This window comes from Gottfriedia sp. NPDC057948 (genome assembly GCF_042887255.1).
Lineage (GTDB): Bacteria > Bacillota > Bacilli > Bacillales > Bacillaceae_G > Gottfriedia.
The window spans coordinates 500,317-517,453 of record NZ_JBHVPN010000001.1 but is presented as its reverse complement, the minus strand read 5'-3'; the positions used below and the strand labels follow the sequence as shown (position 1 = coordinate 517,453).

Sequence of the window (17,137 nt, the reverse complement as noted above, 5' to 3'; positions counted from 1 at the left end):
ACATAATTTTTCACGGTCTGCGATTTCTCGACTTATTGATATCGGTTTCCTAAATATCTTTTCCTGTATGTCTTGCCTTGATCTGGAATATCCATGAAACCTTGTGCACCCCAAATTATATGCTCTGTTACTTTATCAATACTACCAGTAAGCTCAACTTTTTCTTCCATTTCAATATCTTCATCTTTAGGAATTTCCATATCCATTGTTGAATCATCCCTTCAATTTTACTTATTAACCATAACCGATTAAGTACTCATTCTAAAATTATGTCGGCTTTATAGTTTTCTTCCACTGAACATTCTTATACCATTGAACTACTCACCACTTAACACACTTACGGGTTGTTTGAAGTGGGAGATTCTTGGGAACAGAGCATACTTGCTAGTGTTATTTCTTTGCCAGCAGAGGTTTCTCTTATTTACCAAGCTATCTCCGTAGATTCCTACGGTTCGTGATTATTTAGGCCAAAGATAATATTCTTAATCCTTCAGCTAGAATATTTTTACTGGCATTTAGATCTCGATCGTGATGTTGATGGCAAATTGGACAGGTCCATTCCCTGATTCCAAGAGATTTCTTGCAATCTTGGTGCCCACAATCAGAACATATTTGGCTAGATGGAAACCATTTACTTACTTTCATGATTGTTTTACCATACCATGTAGCTTTGTATTCTAATTTAGATACAAATGCAGACCATGATACATCAGAAATCGATTTGGCTAATTTGTGATTTCGTAACATTCCTTTCGTATTCAGGTTTTCGATACAGATTAGATCGTGGTTTTTGATTATTTCTGTACTCAACTTGTTAAGGAAATCATCACGTTGATTCATTACTCTTTCGTGTAATCTAGCGACTTTTCGTTTTTGTTTCTGATAGTTTTTTGCATCTAAAAGGTTAATCCCATTCTGTTTAGCATGTAACGCACGTCTTGAAAGTTTTCGCTGTTCACGTTTTAGTTTCTTTTCCATTTTGGCAGTAAATTTATTGTTGTCCATCTTGCGACCGTCAGAAAAAATGGCAAAATCAGTGATGCCTAAGTCTATACCAATTGATAATTCAGCTTTCTCCATTGGTTTTACTTCTATTTCTGCAAGAATAGATACAAAGTATTTTCCACTTGGATTTCTTCTAACGGTAGCATTCAGAACACGACCATGTAATTCGCGACTTTTAGCAAAGCGAACCAGACCAAGTTTAGGTAGTTTTATTTTGTTTCCTACAACGGCAATATTTCCATTCGTTTCTTTTGTTGTATAGGATTGAACTCGATTTTTTTTAGACTTAAATCGTGGAGCGTTATTCTGCTTTTTGAAGAATCGTGAATACGAATCTGCGAGGTTTTTCAGTGAGGATTGAAGAGCAATACTGTCCACTTCTTTGAGCCATACTAATTCTTTTTTCAACTTTGTTAATTCAGCAGAACAAGAATTGTACGTTAATCCTTTGCCAGTTTCTTTGTATATGTCGTTCCATTGTCCTAAAAAGTGATTAAATACAAAACGAATACATCCAATCGTTTTGGAGATTAGTGTTACCTGTTCTTTAGTTGGATAGATACGGAATTTATATGCTTTATTGACTAGCATTGTTTTCACCTCACTTCATTCCTTGATTTTTAAATTTAATCTATTTCTTAACTACATTGATGGGAGAACCACCAGTAGTTAGTATGCAAAAACTTCTTGACAAAACATTTCTTCCCTTAGCTTTTATCTAATTTGTGGAAAGGGACGTTTGATCATGATTATTGCTATCTAATATTTCACATTAATATCAGCATTTCTTTTACTTAAGACTGAGCATATCATTGACTTATGGAGCAGACAACAAAAAAGCCTTTAGACTTACGCACGCAAACCGACATTCATCTCCCACCTATTACTGGTGTTATCACACCTTCACGTAATTGAGGAAGGAGTCTTCTGTCGGATAATGATAAAAATGTCCATAGTTGAATTGGACCTTGATTTGATTCCAAAGAGAAGATCAATGAAAATATAGTATTCTCGTTAAGTATTTCTTTAGTAATTTAGGGGATAATTTATAAGTCTAAAGAATTTACTAGGAGGAAATATTATTGATTTACTACAATAGGTTTGGTACAAAAAGAGAATTAACAGTAAGTGAAGGCGATCGTGTAGAAATTATTAAAAGAAGTGACATTTATTGTATTAATGAGGAAGAACCTATTTATCATTCTGGGACGATAACGAAAATTGATTATGAAGACCTAAATAGAGCTCCAGAAAAAGAAGCTGTTGGTATTTGGGTAAAATTTGATAAGGATACCGTATTTAATGATGGTGAAGAAGAATTAGTTGCATTAGCTGAGATAGAGGAATTGTTTAAGAAAATGTATGACATAGTTGGTTATGCTATGGTAAATGAAGGAGTTACGTTAAGCATTACAGGTGAAGGTATAGGAAAAATCATTAACTATGATTACCAAGATGGAAGTTTGTTACCTGTATCAATCCAAGATGGTAACGGAGTAGAAAAAGGAACTATTACTCAAGCTGATGAAGAATTAATTCAAGAACTCAAGCGTTATGGTACACCACAAAAGTACTTTCATTATGTACTTTCTCAATCTAAATAAATTCTCCAAACTATTAAGAATCTGCAATTGTGGTTACTAAGGGCATTTTACAAAAAAACTAAAAAAATTATACATTTACTAACATTTCCAAGGTATTACATAAGGTTTCGAATTCAAAAAAGGCTCTTTCGTAATTAGCCTTTTTTTTCTATTCTATCTAACTCAATGCATTAGTATTTGATATCTAAAGGTGGCATGGTATCAATACCACCCAAAACCAAGTATGCCATTATCTATATTACTTTCATTCCACTCTAAAATTCCTTCTCCTTCGCCAATCCCTTGTTCTTCCATCTCTTTTTCATAGAACTTAATAAGATCATTACGTTTTACGTCATCTTCGGGTAATTCAACGATCAAGGATTCAGCATAAGGTCCACCTTCATCCTCAATCCGTTCTTTTTCATCTATAATATAAACAACACACACTTTTTTTGTACCTAGTTCATAAAGTTGCTCAACAAAATTAATAGCATTAATTGTTTCACCGAATCTATTAGTCGCAAATGCTGATGGATTATTATTATTTTTAAGCCACTCTAGTGCTTCAAATGTTTTCAATCGTACTATACCACCTTATTTTAATTTTTAAGTTTATGTTAGGAGTTTATATAAAAGAAAAATCTCCTGTAAAATTAGAAGTTCTACAATACAATCTTTCTTATCGAAACAAACTGCAAGTAAGTCCCACAACATATCAACAATCTACATTAACGAACATAAAAAAAGGAAGTGAATAAAATTCACTTCCTTTTTACATCATAACCAGATTAATGTTAAGAATGTTAATAGTGTAATTACAGCAACTGTAAGTCCTGAATATAGGAAGAACGCTTGTGTGCTGTGACCTTTATTTTTCATGTGCATGAAGTAATAAAGTTGGAACACTAGTTGTACTACAGCAAGTAATAAAATAAATGGTACTGTAAAGTATGGATCCATTTTATCTCTGTATAGTACTGCTGCGAATGATGCAAGTGTTAAAACGATCATTAATGCAAATGAAATTAATTGTTGTTTCATTTCTTCTGCATGTTTACGTCTGTGATACTTTATTTCAACTTGATTTCTTAGATGAGAGTTTGTATTTGTACCCATTTTCTTATCCCACCATTCCCATTAAGTATACTACTGTAAAGATGAAAATCCATACTACGTCAATGAAGTGCCAGTATAAACTTGCAATATAAAACTTCGGTGCGTTGTATAAATTTAAACCTCTTCCACCATTTCGAAGCATTAAAGTAGTGATCCATAGTAAACCAACAAATACGTGGGCACCATGAGTACCTACTAATGTATAGAATGAAGAACCAAATGCACTACTCTTAATTGTAAAATGATATTCGTGCATATAGTGTCTAAATTCGTAAATTTCTAATAATAAAAATCCTAGACCTAATAAAACTGTAATTCCTAACCAAAGCATCATCTTTTTGTGTTCAAAGTTTTTCATGTGGTACATTGCATAAACACTTGTAAGAGAAGATGTTAAAAGTAACATTGTAGCAATGAAAACTAATTTTGGTTCGAACATTTCTGCAGCACTTGCTCCACCAGCAGTAGAGTTTCTTAATGCTAAGAAAGTACCAAATAATGATGCGAATAATACAGTTTCTCCACCAAGAAACAGCCAGAATGCTAAGAACTTATTTTTACCTTCTTCTGTAGCTTTTTCAGGGTTATGAGGAAACGTTTCAGCTGTAAATTTTTGATTCATTTCCATTATGCCTCAACCCCCTCATCAGCTATGTCTTCTTTATGAATATGGAATCCATGATCATCAATCCAAGAACGTAAGAACATTGAACCGAATGTAATAACTAAACCAAGAATTAATACACCAACTGCCGTGTGGTTTTTAAGTTGGTCATTATACAATGCCCCAAATGCTGCAATAAATAAGCCCACTGACATAACAAATGGTAAAATAGATGAGTTTGGCATATGAATATCACCTAGTGGTTCAGCAGGTGTCATTTTGCCGTCTCCTTCAATTTTTTCTACCCATAGAGCGTCTAATCCACGTACATATGGAATTTGAGCAAAGTTATATTCTGGTGCAGGAGAAGGAATTGACCACTCAAGTGTACGACCTACACCCCATGCATCACCAGCAGCTTTTTTACCTTTAATTGCTGTATATACGACATTAATTAACATAACGATTGTAGCTAGACCCATGAACATTGCTCCGATTGAGCTGATCATGTTACCAGTATCTAAGCCTTGTCCTGGTAGATATGTAAAGTAACGACGAGGCATACCCATTAAACCTAAGAAATGTTGGATAAAGAATGTTAAATGGAAACCAATAAAGAATAATACGAATGTAATTTTACCTAGTGTTTCATTTAAGATTTTACCAAACATTTTTGGCCACCAGTAATGTGCACCAGCAAATAGACCAAATACTACCCCACCTACGATTACGTAGTGGAAGTGAGCTACTACGAAATAACTATCATGGAATTGATAGTCAGCAGGAGCTGCAGCGTTCATAATACCAGTTACCCCACCTAGAACGAATGATGGAATAAACGCAACTGACCAAAGCATTGGTGTTGTAAAACGAATTTGTCCGCCCCACATTGTTAATAACCAGTTAAAGATTTTAACCCCTGTAGGTACTGCAATTGCCATAGTTGCAACAGCGAAAATTGCATTTGCTACTGCACCAAGACCGTCTGTAAACATGTGGTGAGCCCAAACCATGAATCCTAGGAAACCAATTAAAACTGTTGCGAATACCATTGAAGAGTATCCAAATAAACGTTTCTTAGAGAAAGCTGGAATGATATCTGAGAAGATACCAAATGCCGGTAATATAAGAATGTAAACCTCTGGATGTCCGAAAATCCAGAATAAATGTTCAAAAATCATTGAGTTTCCACCTAAAGATGCATCAAAAAATGCAGTTCCAAATAGGCGGTCAAACATTAATAAAGCTAACCCGATTGTTAATGCCGGGAATGCAAATAAAATAAGTGCTGATGTTACAAATACTGTCCAAGTAAATAGTGGCATACGCATGTATGTTAACCCCGGAGCACGCATGTTAATAATCGTTGCTAGGAAGTTAATACCACCTGCTAATGTACCAATACCTGAAATTTGTAGACCTAATAAGTAGAAGTCTACACCATGTGATTTACTGTGTAGAGCTAGTGTCGCATATGATGTCCAACCTGCGTCAGGCGCTCCACCTAAGAACCAACTTAGGTTTAAGAAAACTCCACCAACGAAGAATAACCAGAAACCTAGAGAATTTAAAAACGGGAAAGCTACGTCACGAGCACCAATTTGTAATGGTACTACCGCGTTAAAAAATGCAAAGACCAACGGCATCGCCGCTAAGAAAATCATTGTTGTACCATGCATTGTTAATACTTGGTTATAAGCATCACCAACTAAAAATGTGTTGTCTGGCTTAATTAATTGTATACGAATAAATAACGCTTCCATCCCACCAACTAAGAAAAAGAATCCGCCTGCAATTAAATACAGGATGGCAATTTTCTTATGGTCGACTGTCGTTAAGTAGTCCCACAATAGTGGTTTCTTTTTCGCTACAGAACTCACAGTATTACCCCCTTTGCTTCATATCCATTAATTTATTTTGCAATTTTTAAGCTAGTTAAGTATGCAGTTAATGCATCAATCTGATCAGCTGATAAGTCACCATATTTACCTGACATTAGGTTTCCTGGCTTCATAGCTTCCGGATTAGTTAACCATTTCTTGATGTTTGCTTCATTATTTTTAGCAATACCAGCAACCATATCACGATCACCGAAGTTAGCTAAGTTTGGAGCAAGTCGTGCAGCAGGTGGTCTTGTATCATTTGCGTCTGCAGCATGACAACCAATACAGCTTTGTTTGAAGATTTTTTCACCTTCTTGTGCATCTGCTGTTACAGCTTGACCTTTCTGATTCTTCATATCAGCTAACCACTTATCGTAGTCGGCTTGACTTACAACTTTAACTTTAAATTGCATTAATGAATGTGAAGGACCACAAAACTCTGCACAGAATCCATTATATGTACCTTCTTTATCCGCTGAAAGCCACATTTTGTTTTCGCCTTCAACGTTTGTATCAAGTTTACCTGCTAATGATGGTACCCAGAATGAGTGTTTGATATCTTGACCTTTTAAGTTTAAGATAACTTTTTTACCTACTGGGATATACATGTCTTGAGAAGTAATGAATTTTTGTTTTGGATACTCAAATTCCCACCAGAAAAGATGAGCATTTACATTAATAACAATTGCATCTTTTTTCTTCTCATCTTTTGCTATTTGCTTCTCATCTGAAAGCTTAAACGTTTGTGATACTGTTGGTACTGCTAAAACAATAAGTAAAATAACAGGAATAATCGTCCAAAGAAGCTCTAAAAAATGATTACCTTCTACTTGCTTTGGAATAATATTCTCTTGACCTTTACGGTGACGATATTTCACGATTACGTAAAGGAAAAGAACTGTTACTACAGCAACAACGAATACCATGATCAACGTACTTAGCTTCATAAGATCGTATTGCATTTTTGCTACTTCACCTTGAGGATTCAGTGTAGATTGATTTGCATGTCCACATGCACTCAAAATAACTGCTATCAAGGAAATTAGCGAGACTAATCGCCAATGTTTCATAAGTATACTTCCCCCTCTTTCAATTTAAAGTGTTTCATTCTTATTTAAAAATAAGATTAAACAAACAATAAAAAAATCCCCCGTAATACCCCTAATTAAAACGAAATTGTAAACACAATCATTGACATAAATAGAAGAGTTAAATAGTTAATGGAGTATATAAACATCAGTTTAGAGAACTTTTGATCATCCTTTTGTTTATAACAATATAATCCTAAAATAACCCATCCAATATTCAATATTGTTGCAAAAATAATAAATGGTAAACCTAGAGCTTGCATGTAAAATGGCAGTGGTAATAAACATAATACCCAGATCATGACTTGACGTTTCGTCATTTCAAATCCGTAAACCACTGGTAGCATTGGGATTCCCGCTCTTTTGTATTCTTCAGAACGTCTCATCGCAAGTGCTAAGAAATGAGGTGGTTGCCATATAAACATGATTAAAAACAGCATCCAAGCAATTGGATGCAAATTCGCATCGATTGCTGCCCATCCAATTAATGGGGGTGCTGCACCAGATATACTACCTACTACTGTGTTTAACGTGTAATTACGTTTCGTCCAAAGAGTGTATAGTACGATATATGTAAATGCACCAATAAATGCATATACAACAGCCATTAAGGTTGTGAAAGCCATAAATGTAAAGCCCACAATTAATAAAAGAATACCAATCGAAATTGTAACGCTTGGTTTAATATTACCGGTTACAGTTGGTCTGTTTTTCGTTCTCTCCATATACGGATCAATATCACGATCAATATAGTTATTGATTACACATGATCCCGCAATAATAAGTGATGAACCAATTACAGTAATAATTGCTTTTGGTAAATAATCTAATATATCTAATCCATTTATTTGGATTGCTAACCAGATACCTGTAAAAGTTGTCAGTATATTAGAGTTTACGATCCCTATTTTCATTAAAGAAAGTAAATCTTTCTTCAGTGATCTAGAAGGATGATTAGTTTCTTCGTTTTTAGAAACATTATTAGCTAATTGTTCCAAGTCAATCCTCCTCTTTTTTTTGCAAAACTTCATTTTTCATACCCATTTTTTAATGGTTCATAATGAGTTTTTAATTTAGACATACTTCTATTAAACTAAATTTAATGAAATTTTTGTGATAAATATATGAACAAATTGTGTACGTTTCAAAAAAATTTTATCGTAAACAGTCTATCTTTTCAATACTAAATACTATTTAATTATAAAATTAATTATTTCTATATTTTAAAAATGAATACATTCAAAGTTAAGAAAAAACAAATATTATGTCTAAATATGAAGGTTACCTTTGAATTTTGTGTCGTAATCTTATATGATATAGAAGTATTATTTACAGAATAATTTTTTTAATAATTAAATTTTAAAATTATTATTATTTTATAAAAGTGGGTGGATATACTTGCTACGTGTTTTAAAAGGGGTATCGTTAATTACCTCATTCATTCTTTTAATTGTTTTATTGGGTGGTGCACTCGTAACAAAGACTAATTCTGGACTCGGTTGTGGTAGATCATGGCCACTTTGTAAAGGTCAAATCATTCCTGATCATCTAACTATTCAAACTGTCATTGAATTATCTCATCGTGCAGCATCAGGCCTTGCTGGGATATTTGTTTTATTATTAGCAGTGCTTGCTTGGATTGTCATTCCTCATAAAAGAGAAACAAAGTTTTTAGCAATCATTTCTTGTATTTTTCTAGTTGCTCAAGCATTAATCGGGGCAGCCGCAGTTGTTTGGGGTCAAGTCCCAGCTGTAAAAGCAATTCATTTTGGTATTTCTCTTATTTGTTTTGCTGCTGTAGTTATGTTAACATTATTAATTTTTGAACGTGATCGCAATTATCAAAAAAATTCTTTTTATGTCGGAAAAAGAATGAAATTTCATACTTACGGTTTATGGATTTATTCATACTTAGTAGTTTATACGGGCGCTCTTGTTCGCCACGAAAATGCTAGCTTAGCTTGTCCTAGCTGGCCATTATGCAGTAAAGCAAACAATGGATTTCCTACACAGGTTCATGAATGGATTCAAATGGGGCATCGATTTGCTGCTTTTCTTTTGTTCGTCTGGGTAATTATTGCATTTGTACATGCTTATAAATATTATCGTAATGAACGTGGCATTTATTTTGGATGGCTTGTATCTTTAATTCTTGTTACACTTCAAGTAATTTGTGGCGCGGTAATTGTTTTTACAAACCTAAATATTTATGTTGCATTAACACATGCTATTTTAATCTCGTGCTTGTTTGCAATATTTAGTTTCCAAAGTTTAGTTTGTACTAGAAGTAAAAGCTCAAATTCTGAGTTACTTCAAAATAAAAATATCTCTTAAAAAAGGTATTTCTTCCACTTAATTGTAGAAGAAATACCTTTTTTTTACATATAAAATTGAAGCGAAGAAGAGTTGCCCTTTTACAGCAGCTTCTCTAACTTCGCTCTTCATTTTACTTTTTTATCTTTGATCTAGTTCTATTAGAAGATCACCTGTAGAAATACTTTCTCCCGATGTAATCAGAATGTCTCTTATTACACCTGTAAATGGAGATTGGACAGTTGTTTCCATTTTCATCGCTTCTGTAATTGCTAAAGTTTGACCTTTTTCAACTACATCGCCCTTTTTAACAAGTACATTTAAAACAGTACCTGGCATTGTTGCGTTAAGATGGTTTGGATTACTAGTGTCCCCTTTTCTTTTTTGAACGACAGTAGATTTAACTGAGTAATCCTTAACAACTATTTCCCTGGGCTGACCATTTAATTCAAAGTAGATCACTCTTGTTCCATCAGGCTGAGCTTGACCAATCGAAACTAGTTTAACAATCAGTGTTTTACCACGTTCAATATCTACTTTAATCTCTTCATCTAGTTTCATTCCATGGAAGAAAGAAGGTGTATCAAGTACAGATAAGTCTCCGTAGCTTTCTACATTTTTTTGATAGTCCATAAATACTTTAGGGTATAGGCAATAAGCTAATATATCAAAATTAGTAACCTGGCGATTTAATGTCTTGAATAAATACTCCTCAACATCTTTAAAATCGATTGGTTTTAATGACTCACCAGCTCTTTCAGTTAATGGCTGTCTGCCTTTTAAGATGATGCGTTGTAAGCTCTTTGGAAATCCTCCATGAGGTTGTCCCAATTTCCCTTCAAAAAATTCTATTACTGAATCAGGAAAATCGATATTTTCTCCTTTTTCATATACAGAATCTTCGTCTAAATTATTTTGAACCATAAACAATGCCATATCTCCAACTACTTTAGAAGATGGTGTTACTTTTACGACATCTCCAAATAGTTGATTTACCCTACCATACATATCCTTAACTTCTTCAAATCTTTCTCCTAAACCAACACCTTTAGCTTGTTGTTTTAAGTTAGAATACTGACCACCTGGCATTTCATGCTGATAAACCTCTGTATGTGGTGAAACCATACCACTTTCAAAACTACTATAATACTTACGAACGCCTTCCCAGTAGGTTGATAACTGCTCTAAGCCGTTAATATTTAAGTTTGTCTCGTCCTTTGAACCTTTTAGAGCATAATATAAACTATTTGCACTTGGCTGAGAAGTTAATCCAGACATACTTCCAATTGCGATGTCTACAACATCTACGCCAGCTTCGATTGCTTTTACATATGTGTATAAACCATTTCCACTCGTATCATGAGTATGTAAGTGGATTGGTAGATCTACAGTATCCTTCAATTCACTAATTAACGTATAAGCAGCCTGAGGCTTTAATAAACCAGCCATATCTTTAATAGCTAAAATATGTGCACCAGCTGATGCTAAATCCTTTGCAAGCTCTTTATAATACGCCAGATTATATTTTGTTCTAGTTGGGTCTAATATATCTCCCGTGTAACAAATCGATGCCTCAGCAAGCTTTCCACTGTCTCTTACAGCATCAATTGCGACTTCCATCCCTTTAATCCAATTTAGACTATCAAATATTCTAAATACATCGATTCCTGCTTGAGCCGATGCTTCAATAAACTTTCTAACAAGATTATCAGGGTAATTTTTATATCCAACTGCATTTGATCCACGTAAAAGCATTTGGAATAATACATTTGGAACTTTATCTCTTAAATTTAATAATCTTTCCCATGGGTCTTCATTTAAGAAACGGTACGCTACATCGAAAGTCGCTCCGCCCCACATTTCCATAGAGAATAAGTTAGGTAATAATTTTGACGTTTGTTCTGCTACTGTAATTAGATCTTTTGAACGAATTCTTGTTGCAAGCAGTGATTGGTGAGCATCCCTAAACGTTGTATCTGTAAATAAAACATTCGGTTGATTTTTTAACCACTTCGAAAATTCATCAGCACCTAATTGATCTAGTAATTGTTTAGTTCCACTTTCAGCACTTTTAATATGATTTACATTTGGAATGATAATCTCATCATAAGCTGGCTTTTCTTTTTCCGATATACCTGGAAATCCATTCACTGTTACATTGCCGATATAATTTAATATTTTTGTTCCACGGTCTCTTCTTTTTGCAAAAACAAATAATTCCGGAGATGAATCTACAAATGAAGTATTATACTCACCAGATAAGAAATCTGGGTGTGTCGTAACATTTTCTAAAAATGGAATATTTGTTTTAATCCCACGGATACGGAATTCTTTTAAATTTCGATTTAACTTCGCAATTGCGCCTTCGAATGTCAATGCATGAGTCGTTACTTTTACTAATAATGAATCATAGTAAGGTGTAATAACAGCACCTTGGAAGCTGTTACCCGTGTCTAACCTTACACCAAAACCTCCACCTGAACGATATGCCATAATTTTTCCTGTATCAGGCATAAAATTATTTAGTGGGTCCTCCGTTGTAACACGTGCTTGAACTGCAAAACCTATTTTTGGAATCTCATCTTGTAATGGAATTCCTACTTTATCACAATGTAAACTATAACCTTGTGCAATTAAGATCTGTGTTTGAACAATATCAATACCTGTAATCATTTCAGTAATTGTATGTTCAACTTGTACGCGAGGGTTAACCTCAATAAAATAAAAATCATTACCTGAAACTAAAAATTCAACTGTACCAGCGTTTACATATTCTACTTCTTTCATCAATTGAACAGCAGCATCACAAATTCTATTTCTTAAATCTTCACTAATCGAAGTACATGGTGCAACTTCAACTAATTTTTGATGTCTTCTTTGAATTGAACAATCGCGTTCAAACAAATGAATGATATTCCCTTGGTTATCTCCTAATATTTGAACTTCAATATGCTTTGGATTTTCAATATACTTCTCAACATAAACTTCATCATTACCAAAAGCAGCTTTTGCTTCAGACTTAGCACGCTCATATGCATCTTTTAATCCTGCATTCGTACGCACAATCCTCATTCCACGACCGCCGCCACCTAGAGCAGCTTTAATAATAATCGGGAATCCATAAGTTTCTCCAAATCCCCTTACATCATCCAATGAGTTTACTGGACCATTGCTCCCTGGAATGATTGGCAAATTAGCTTGAAGAGCTTGCTGCTTTGCTTTAATTTTATCTCCAAAAATATCTAAGTGTCTTGAATATGGCCCGATAAAAATAATGCCCTCTTCTTCACATCTCTGAGCAAATTTAATATTTTCTGATAAGAATCCATATCCAGGATGGATTGCATCTACATTGTTTTTCTTTGCAATTTCAATAATACCTTCAATATCTAGATAAGCATCAATTGGTTTTTTACCTTTTCCAACTATGTATGCTTCGTCAGCTTTATAACGGTGATATGACCCTTCATCTTCTTTAGAATAAATACCAACTGTTCTAATTCCTAACTCAGTGCAAGCTCGAAATACTCGAATTGCAATTTCACCTCGGTTAGCAACAAGAACTTTTTTAATCTGTTTCATGTAAGTCATTTGTAAGCCTCCTGTATTTATGAAAGATAATTATCAATAAATTAAGAATAAACTTTTTTCAAAATGCATTTTTGAAGATTTTATAAAGTTTCTTTGTGAATCTTATTTCGTATTGAAATATTCATTAAAATACCAACCATAGAAAGCATAACGATTAACGAAGTTCCTCCATAACTAACAAAAGGTAACGGAACACCCGTAAGTGGAATTAACGAAGTAACTCCTCCTATATTTACAAATGATTGAATGACGATGATTGCACTAATCCCTGTAGCTAATAATGAATCAAAAGAATCCTTTGATTGATGAGCTATTAACAATCCACGCCAAACAATTATGAATATACATAAAATAACTACAATTACACCTATTAAACCTGTTTCTTCACCGATTATAGCTAGAATAAAGTCGGTGTGAGGCTCAGGTAAGTAACCTAGTTTTTGAATACTTTTTCCTAATCCAACTCCAGTAAGCCCACCATTGGCAAATGCGATAAGTGAATTTACGATTTGAAATCCGATTCCCTGTGCATAGTCAAAAGGATTTCGGAAAGCTAAAAATCGATTAACTTGTACATCTGTTAAACCGATTCCTAAACTGATACAAATACTAATTAATGGATATAGTAAACCAATCCCACCAACGAATAGGAGTATTAATCTCTTTACAATAAAACCACTACAAAATGAAACTACAGCACAAGTACCGATTATTAATAATGCTGTACCTGTATCTGGTTGTAATCTCAATAGGATGATATAAATAGCTACTATGGTCCATGGAGCAAATAGCATTTTCCAGTTCTTTGTAATTCGCTTTTGTCTTTTCGAGTACCATCCTGCTAAAAGAACGATTGATCCGAATTTGATTAGCTCGGCTGGTTGAATTCCGAATACCCAGCTTTTTGCATTATTTCTAACTTCACCAAAGAGTAGCACTGCAACAAGTAATCCTATACTTACAGCTATATTTAATATCATCGCAATTCTTTTTCTAAAGAAAGTTGCAGGTAAAAACATTAAAAAAACAAATGCAAACATCCCTGCCTCAAAGGCAATTAATTGCTTATGAAAGAAATAGTCACTTGGCCAATGTTCACTTTGATAACGAATTGATGGTAATGGTGAGCTTGCACTATACACCATGATTAATCCAAATAAACATAACACTAATAATGGAACAAAAATCATATAATCAATATTTTTCAAATATTTTTTTAACATTACTTAATCATCCCTGCTTTGATTAATTATACTTTATGTATTCAACTATTTTGCTAAATTCCCTTTTTAAATAAAAATATTGTAACATAGATTAATAGATTTATTACTTATAACAATTAAAAAAATTCACAAAAAAAAGCTCAAACATTTATTGTTTGAGCTTTTGTTGCTAATAATTATTTATTCTTTTGATCTGTAAACGCTTCATGTAGAGCAGAAAGTTGACGCTCAAGTTCAGAAAGAAGTTCTCTACCTTGTTCAACTTCAATTAAACCTAGACGAGAAGCAAAATCAATCTCCCTTGATAAACCAAACATTTGAGTATCTAAAACCTCTTCATATAGAGGGCATTGTGGCATCGTTAAATGATCAAGTTGCACATTTATTAATTTCAATATTTTTTCAGCATCTTTTTTTAATAATTCAAATGCTTTATCTTTGTAATCTGTTACAGCATCAGACCTCAATTTTCTCCCTCCACTTCCGTACAAGCTATCTATTTAATATTATAGTTCTTTTTAAGAAAAATCAACTTAAATCAAAAGTTTTGCAAATATGTATTATAGAAAATTATATTTTTGCAACAGTTTATTTATTAGAATTTTCTTATGTTAGAGTTTAGATTTATCTAATAATCTAATTTTTACAAAAAAATCGGTCAATTAATCACAATAAAAAAGCTTAAAAACATAATAAAACTTTATTGTAAATAAGCGCTATTTTTGTTCAATTGTTTGTCTTTTTACTTAAAATAGTCGTACACTATAGGTAGACTTAGTACATAGAAGGGGTTTTAGTATGAGTGATGTTTTTCAATTAACAGGTAATGTAGAGTTTCCGTTAACAATTGATCCAAGTGTTTGGATATTTGATGAAAGAAAGGTTAAGTTAGATAGTTTGTTAGCTGGTGATTTCAAAAAGGTTGATGAGCTTGAGCAATATACGAAAAGTGTTTCAAAGCATTGGGATCGTGAAATTGTTGAAGGTGCGAAGGTCGATAATAGCCCTTTATACGCTACTCAAAAGAAAGAATGGCTTAAGGAATCGTATGCAATGCCATTTTCTTATTTTATAGATAATAGTAATCCGAAAAATCGTGATTTAGAAGTTACGATTGAAACAGAAGGTGAATTAATAAAATTACCTTTTGAAACTGTATATGAAAGTTATTTAGCATTTTCATACAATGGCAAGAGAATCCTTGAAGATGGTCCGGTACATTTATATTTTGCTGATGGTACAAATAAAGAAACACCAATTACTTCAATCAAGAAAATTATTTTATAGTTTAAAACAAAAGCAACATCTTACTGATCGATTTTGGTAAGATGTTGCTTTTGTAAGCATTTAATTATTACAATATATCCGCTGCAAGTTGGGCAATTGATGAACGTTCGCCTTTTATTAGTTTTACATGTCCACTTATTTTTTGATCTTTAAATTTTTCAACTACATAAGTTAATCCATTGTTGTATTCATCTAAATATGGATGATCAATTTGTTCTGGATCCCCCATTAATACAATTTTACTCTTATCACCAACTCGAGTTAAAATTGTTTTCACTTCATGCCTAGTTAGATTTTGTGCTTCATCTATAATAATAAATTGCTCTGGGATACTTCTACCTCTTATATAAGTTAAAGCTTCTACTTCAATTGAGCCCATTCCGGCTAATATCGCATCAAGTTCACCTGGTTTTTTTGTATTGAATAAGTATTCTAGATTATCATAAATCGGTTGCATCCATGGACGAAGTTTTTCATCCTTTTCACCCGGTAAATAACCAAGATCCTTTCCAACTGGAACAATTGGTCTCGCAACTAATAACTTTTTATAGCTTTGCAGATCCTCACTTTGCATTAAACCTGCTGCTAAAGCTAATAAAGTTTTCCCTGTACCTGCCTTACCAATCAATGTAACTAATGGTATATCATCTCGAAGAAGTAATTCTAAGGCCATGGACTGTTGGGCATTTCTTGGTCTTATGCCCCAAATATGTTCATTTGAGAAAACAAATTTCTTAATTTTTGTACCCGTTTTATCTACAACTCCAAGAGCTGAGCTCTTACCACCGAGAGCATCCTTTAATACGATGAATTGATTAGGATAAAATGGATGGTTCGCTATATCTGAAACAGGAAGCTCAGTTTTTTCATAAAACTTGTTTAATAAATCTGTATTTATGTAATACTCTAGATAACCGGTATAAATATGATCAACTTCCACTACTCGATCACTTAAATAATCTTCAGCTAATAAATTTAGTGCATCCGCTTTTACACGAACTAACGTATCTTTACTAACTAAAATGACTGTTTTTCCGCTTTCTTTTGCTTCTTCTTCAAGTGATAAGTTTTTTGCAACAGCTAAAATGCGATTATCGTTCGTTTTTTCAACAAAGATTTCTTGCAATTGTTGAAATGAGCGATGATTTAATTCAATTCTAAATGAACCACCGTTTTCAAGAGGAATACTTTCATGTAATTTCCCTAGTTCTCGAAAGCTATCAATTAGTTTGGATACATACCTAGCATTACGACCAACTTCATCCATATATCTCTTCTTTGAGTCTACTTCCTCTAATACAACAGCTGGTACAACTACTTCATTATCTTCAAATGAAAAGATTGCTAGTGGGTCTTGCAATAGTACATTTGTGTCGAGAACATATATTTTACTCAATCCTTAACCTCCTGACTAAAAATAACTCAGATTAGAATAATTAGT

Annotated in this window: 15 protein-coding genes and 1 pseudogene; 3 read left to right on the top strand and 13 right to left on the bottom strand. The window is 33.3% G+C overall.

What is annotated here, in order from left to right; translation table 11 throughout:
* Positions 1–32: 32 nt before the first annotated feature.
* The 3 genes and pseudogenes from ACFVRR_RS02400 to ACFVRR_RS02390 all read right to left on the bottom strand — a co-directional run.
* Entirely contained in the window at positions 33–206 is a 174-nt protein-coding gene (locus ACFVRR_RS02400) for a hypothetical protein (RefSeq protein ID WP_387324281.1), read from the bottom strand.
* Positions 207–462: 256 nt separating this feature from the next.
* Positions 463–1,596: an IS200/IS605 family element RNA-guided endonuclease TnpB gene (gene tnpB, locus ACFVRR_RS02395; protein WP_387324278.1), complete on the bottom strand. Its 1,134-nt coding sequence runs from the start codon at positions 1,594–1,596 to the stop codon at positions 463–465.
* Between the two features lie 40 nt (positions 1,597–1,636).
* Positions 1,637–1,752 (bottom strand): annotated as a pseudogene (locus ACFVRR_RS02390) (IS200/IS605 family transposase); the annotation flags it as partial.
* A gap of 335 nt (positions 1,753–2,087) precedes the next feature.
* On the opposite strand from ACFVRR_RS02390, the gene ACFVRR_RS02385 reads away from it, so the two are divergent.
* Positions 2,088–2,609 (top strand): hypothetical protein, encoded by a 522-nt coding sequence (locus ACFVRR_RS02385; RefSeq protein WP_387324276.1) that lies wholly within the window; start codon positions 2,088–2,090, stop codon positions 2,607–2,609.
* 201 nt (positions 2,610–2,810) lie between these two features.
* On the opposite strand, the gene ACFVRR_RS02380 is transcribed toward ACFVRR_RS02385, so the two are convergent.
* The 6 genes from ACFVRR_RS02380 to cyoE form a co-directional block, all read right to left on the bottom strand.
* Positions 2,811–3,170 carry a hypothetical protein gene (locus ACFVRR_RS02380; protein ID WP_387324274.1) on the bottom strand — a complete coding sequence of 120 codons (360 nt, stop codon included), beginning with the start codon at positions 3,168–3,170 and terminating at the stop codon, positions 2,811–2,813.
* Between the two features lie 198 nt (positions 3,171–3,368).
* On the bottom strand, positions 3,369–3,707 hold the full coding sequence (ctaF, locus tag ACFVRR_RS02375; RefSeq protein WP_387324272.1) for a cytochrome c oxidase subunit IVB: 339 nt from the start codon (positions 3,705–3,707) through the stop codon (positions 3,369–3,371).
* A gap of 4 nt (positions 3,708–3,711) precedes the next feature.
* The gene (locus ACFVRR_RS02370; RefSeq protein ID WP_069035564.1) at positions 3,712–4,335 is read right to left on the bottom strand and encodes a cytochrome (ubi)quinol oxidase subunit III; all 624 of its coding nucleotides are present in this window, start codon (positions 4,333–4,335) and stop codon (positions 3,712–3,714) included.
* Positions 4,335–6,191 (bottom strand): cytochrome c oxidase subunit I, encoded by a 1,857-nt coding sequence (gene ctaD / locus ACFVRR_RS02365; protein WP_387324269.1) that lies wholly within the window; start codon positions 6,189–6,191, stop codon positions 4,335–4,337. The genes ACFVRR_RS02370 and ctaD overlap by 1 nt, the downstream gene beginning before the upstream one ends.
* A 32-nt stretch (positions 6,192–6,223) precedes the next feature.
* Entirely contained in the window at positions 6,224–7,264 is a 1,041-nt protein-coding gene (gene coxB / locus ACFVRR_RS02360) for a cytochrome c oxidase subunit II (RefSeq protein ID WP_056468498.1), read from the bottom strand.
* 95 nt (positions 7,265–7,359) lie between these two features.
* The gene (cyoE, locus tag ACFVRR_RS02355) at positions 7,360–8,280 is read right to left on the bottom strand and encodes a heme o synthase (protein WP_286163782.1); all 921 of its coding nucleotides are present in this window, start codon (positions 8,278–8,280) and stop codon (positions 7,360–7,362) included.
* Positions 8,281–8,680: 400 nt separating this feature from the next.
* Between cyoE and ACFVRR_RS02350 the strand changes: the two genes are divergently transcribed.
* On the top strand, positions 8,681–9,616 hold the full coding sequence (locus ACFVRR_RS02350) for a COX15/CtaA family protein (RefSeq protein WP_097975669.1): 936 nt from the start codon (positions 8,681–8,683) through the stop codon (positions 9,614–9,616).
* 120 nt (positions 9,617–9,736) lie between these two features.
* Here ACFVRR_RS02350 and pyc read toward each other — a convergent pair whose 3' ends face one another.
* The 3 genes from pyc to ACFVRR_RS02335 form a co-directional block, all read right to left on the bottom strand.
* On the bottom strand, positions 9,737–13,177 hold the full coding sequence (gene pyc / locus ACFVRR_RS02345) for a pyruvate carboxylase (RefSeq protein ID WP_387324932.1): 3,441 nt from the start codon (positions 13,175–13,177) through the stop codon (positions 9,737–9,739).
* Positions 13,178–13,266: 89 nt separating this feature from the next.
* Entirely contained in the window at positions 13,267–14,409 is a 1,143-nt protein-coding gene (locus ACFVRR_RS02340; protein WP_387324264.1) for an FtsW/RodA/SpoVE family cell cycle protein, read from the bottom strand.
* A gap of 176 nt (positions 14,410–14,585) precedes the next feature.
* On the bottom strand, positions 14,586–14,876 hold the full coding sequence (locus ACFVRR_RS02335) for an Fpa/YlaN family protein (RefSeq protein WP_097975674.1): 291 nt from the start codon (positions 14,874–14,876) through the stop codon (positions 14,586–14,588).
* A 331-nt stretch (positions 14,877–15,207) separates the two neighbouring features.
* Here ACFVRR_RS02335 and ACFVRR_RS02330 point away from each other — a divergent pair, with 331 nt between their 5' ends.
* Positions 15,208–15,696 (top strand): peptidyl-prolyl cis-trans isomerase, encoded by a 489-nt coding sequence (locus tag ACFVRR_RS02330; protein WP_387324260.1) that lies wholly within the window; start codon positions 15,208–15,210, stop codon positions 15,694–15,696.
* A gap of 67 nt (positions 15,697–15,763) precedes the next feature.
* On the opposite strand, the gene ACFVRR_RS02325 is transcribed toward ACFVRR_RS02330, so the two are convergent.
* Entirely contained in the window at positions 15,764–17,092 is a 1,329-nt protein-coding gene (locus ACFVRR_RS02325; RefSeq protein ID WP_056468520.1) for a PhoH family protein, read from the bottom strand.
* Positions 17,093–17,137 lie beyond the last annotated feature (45 nt).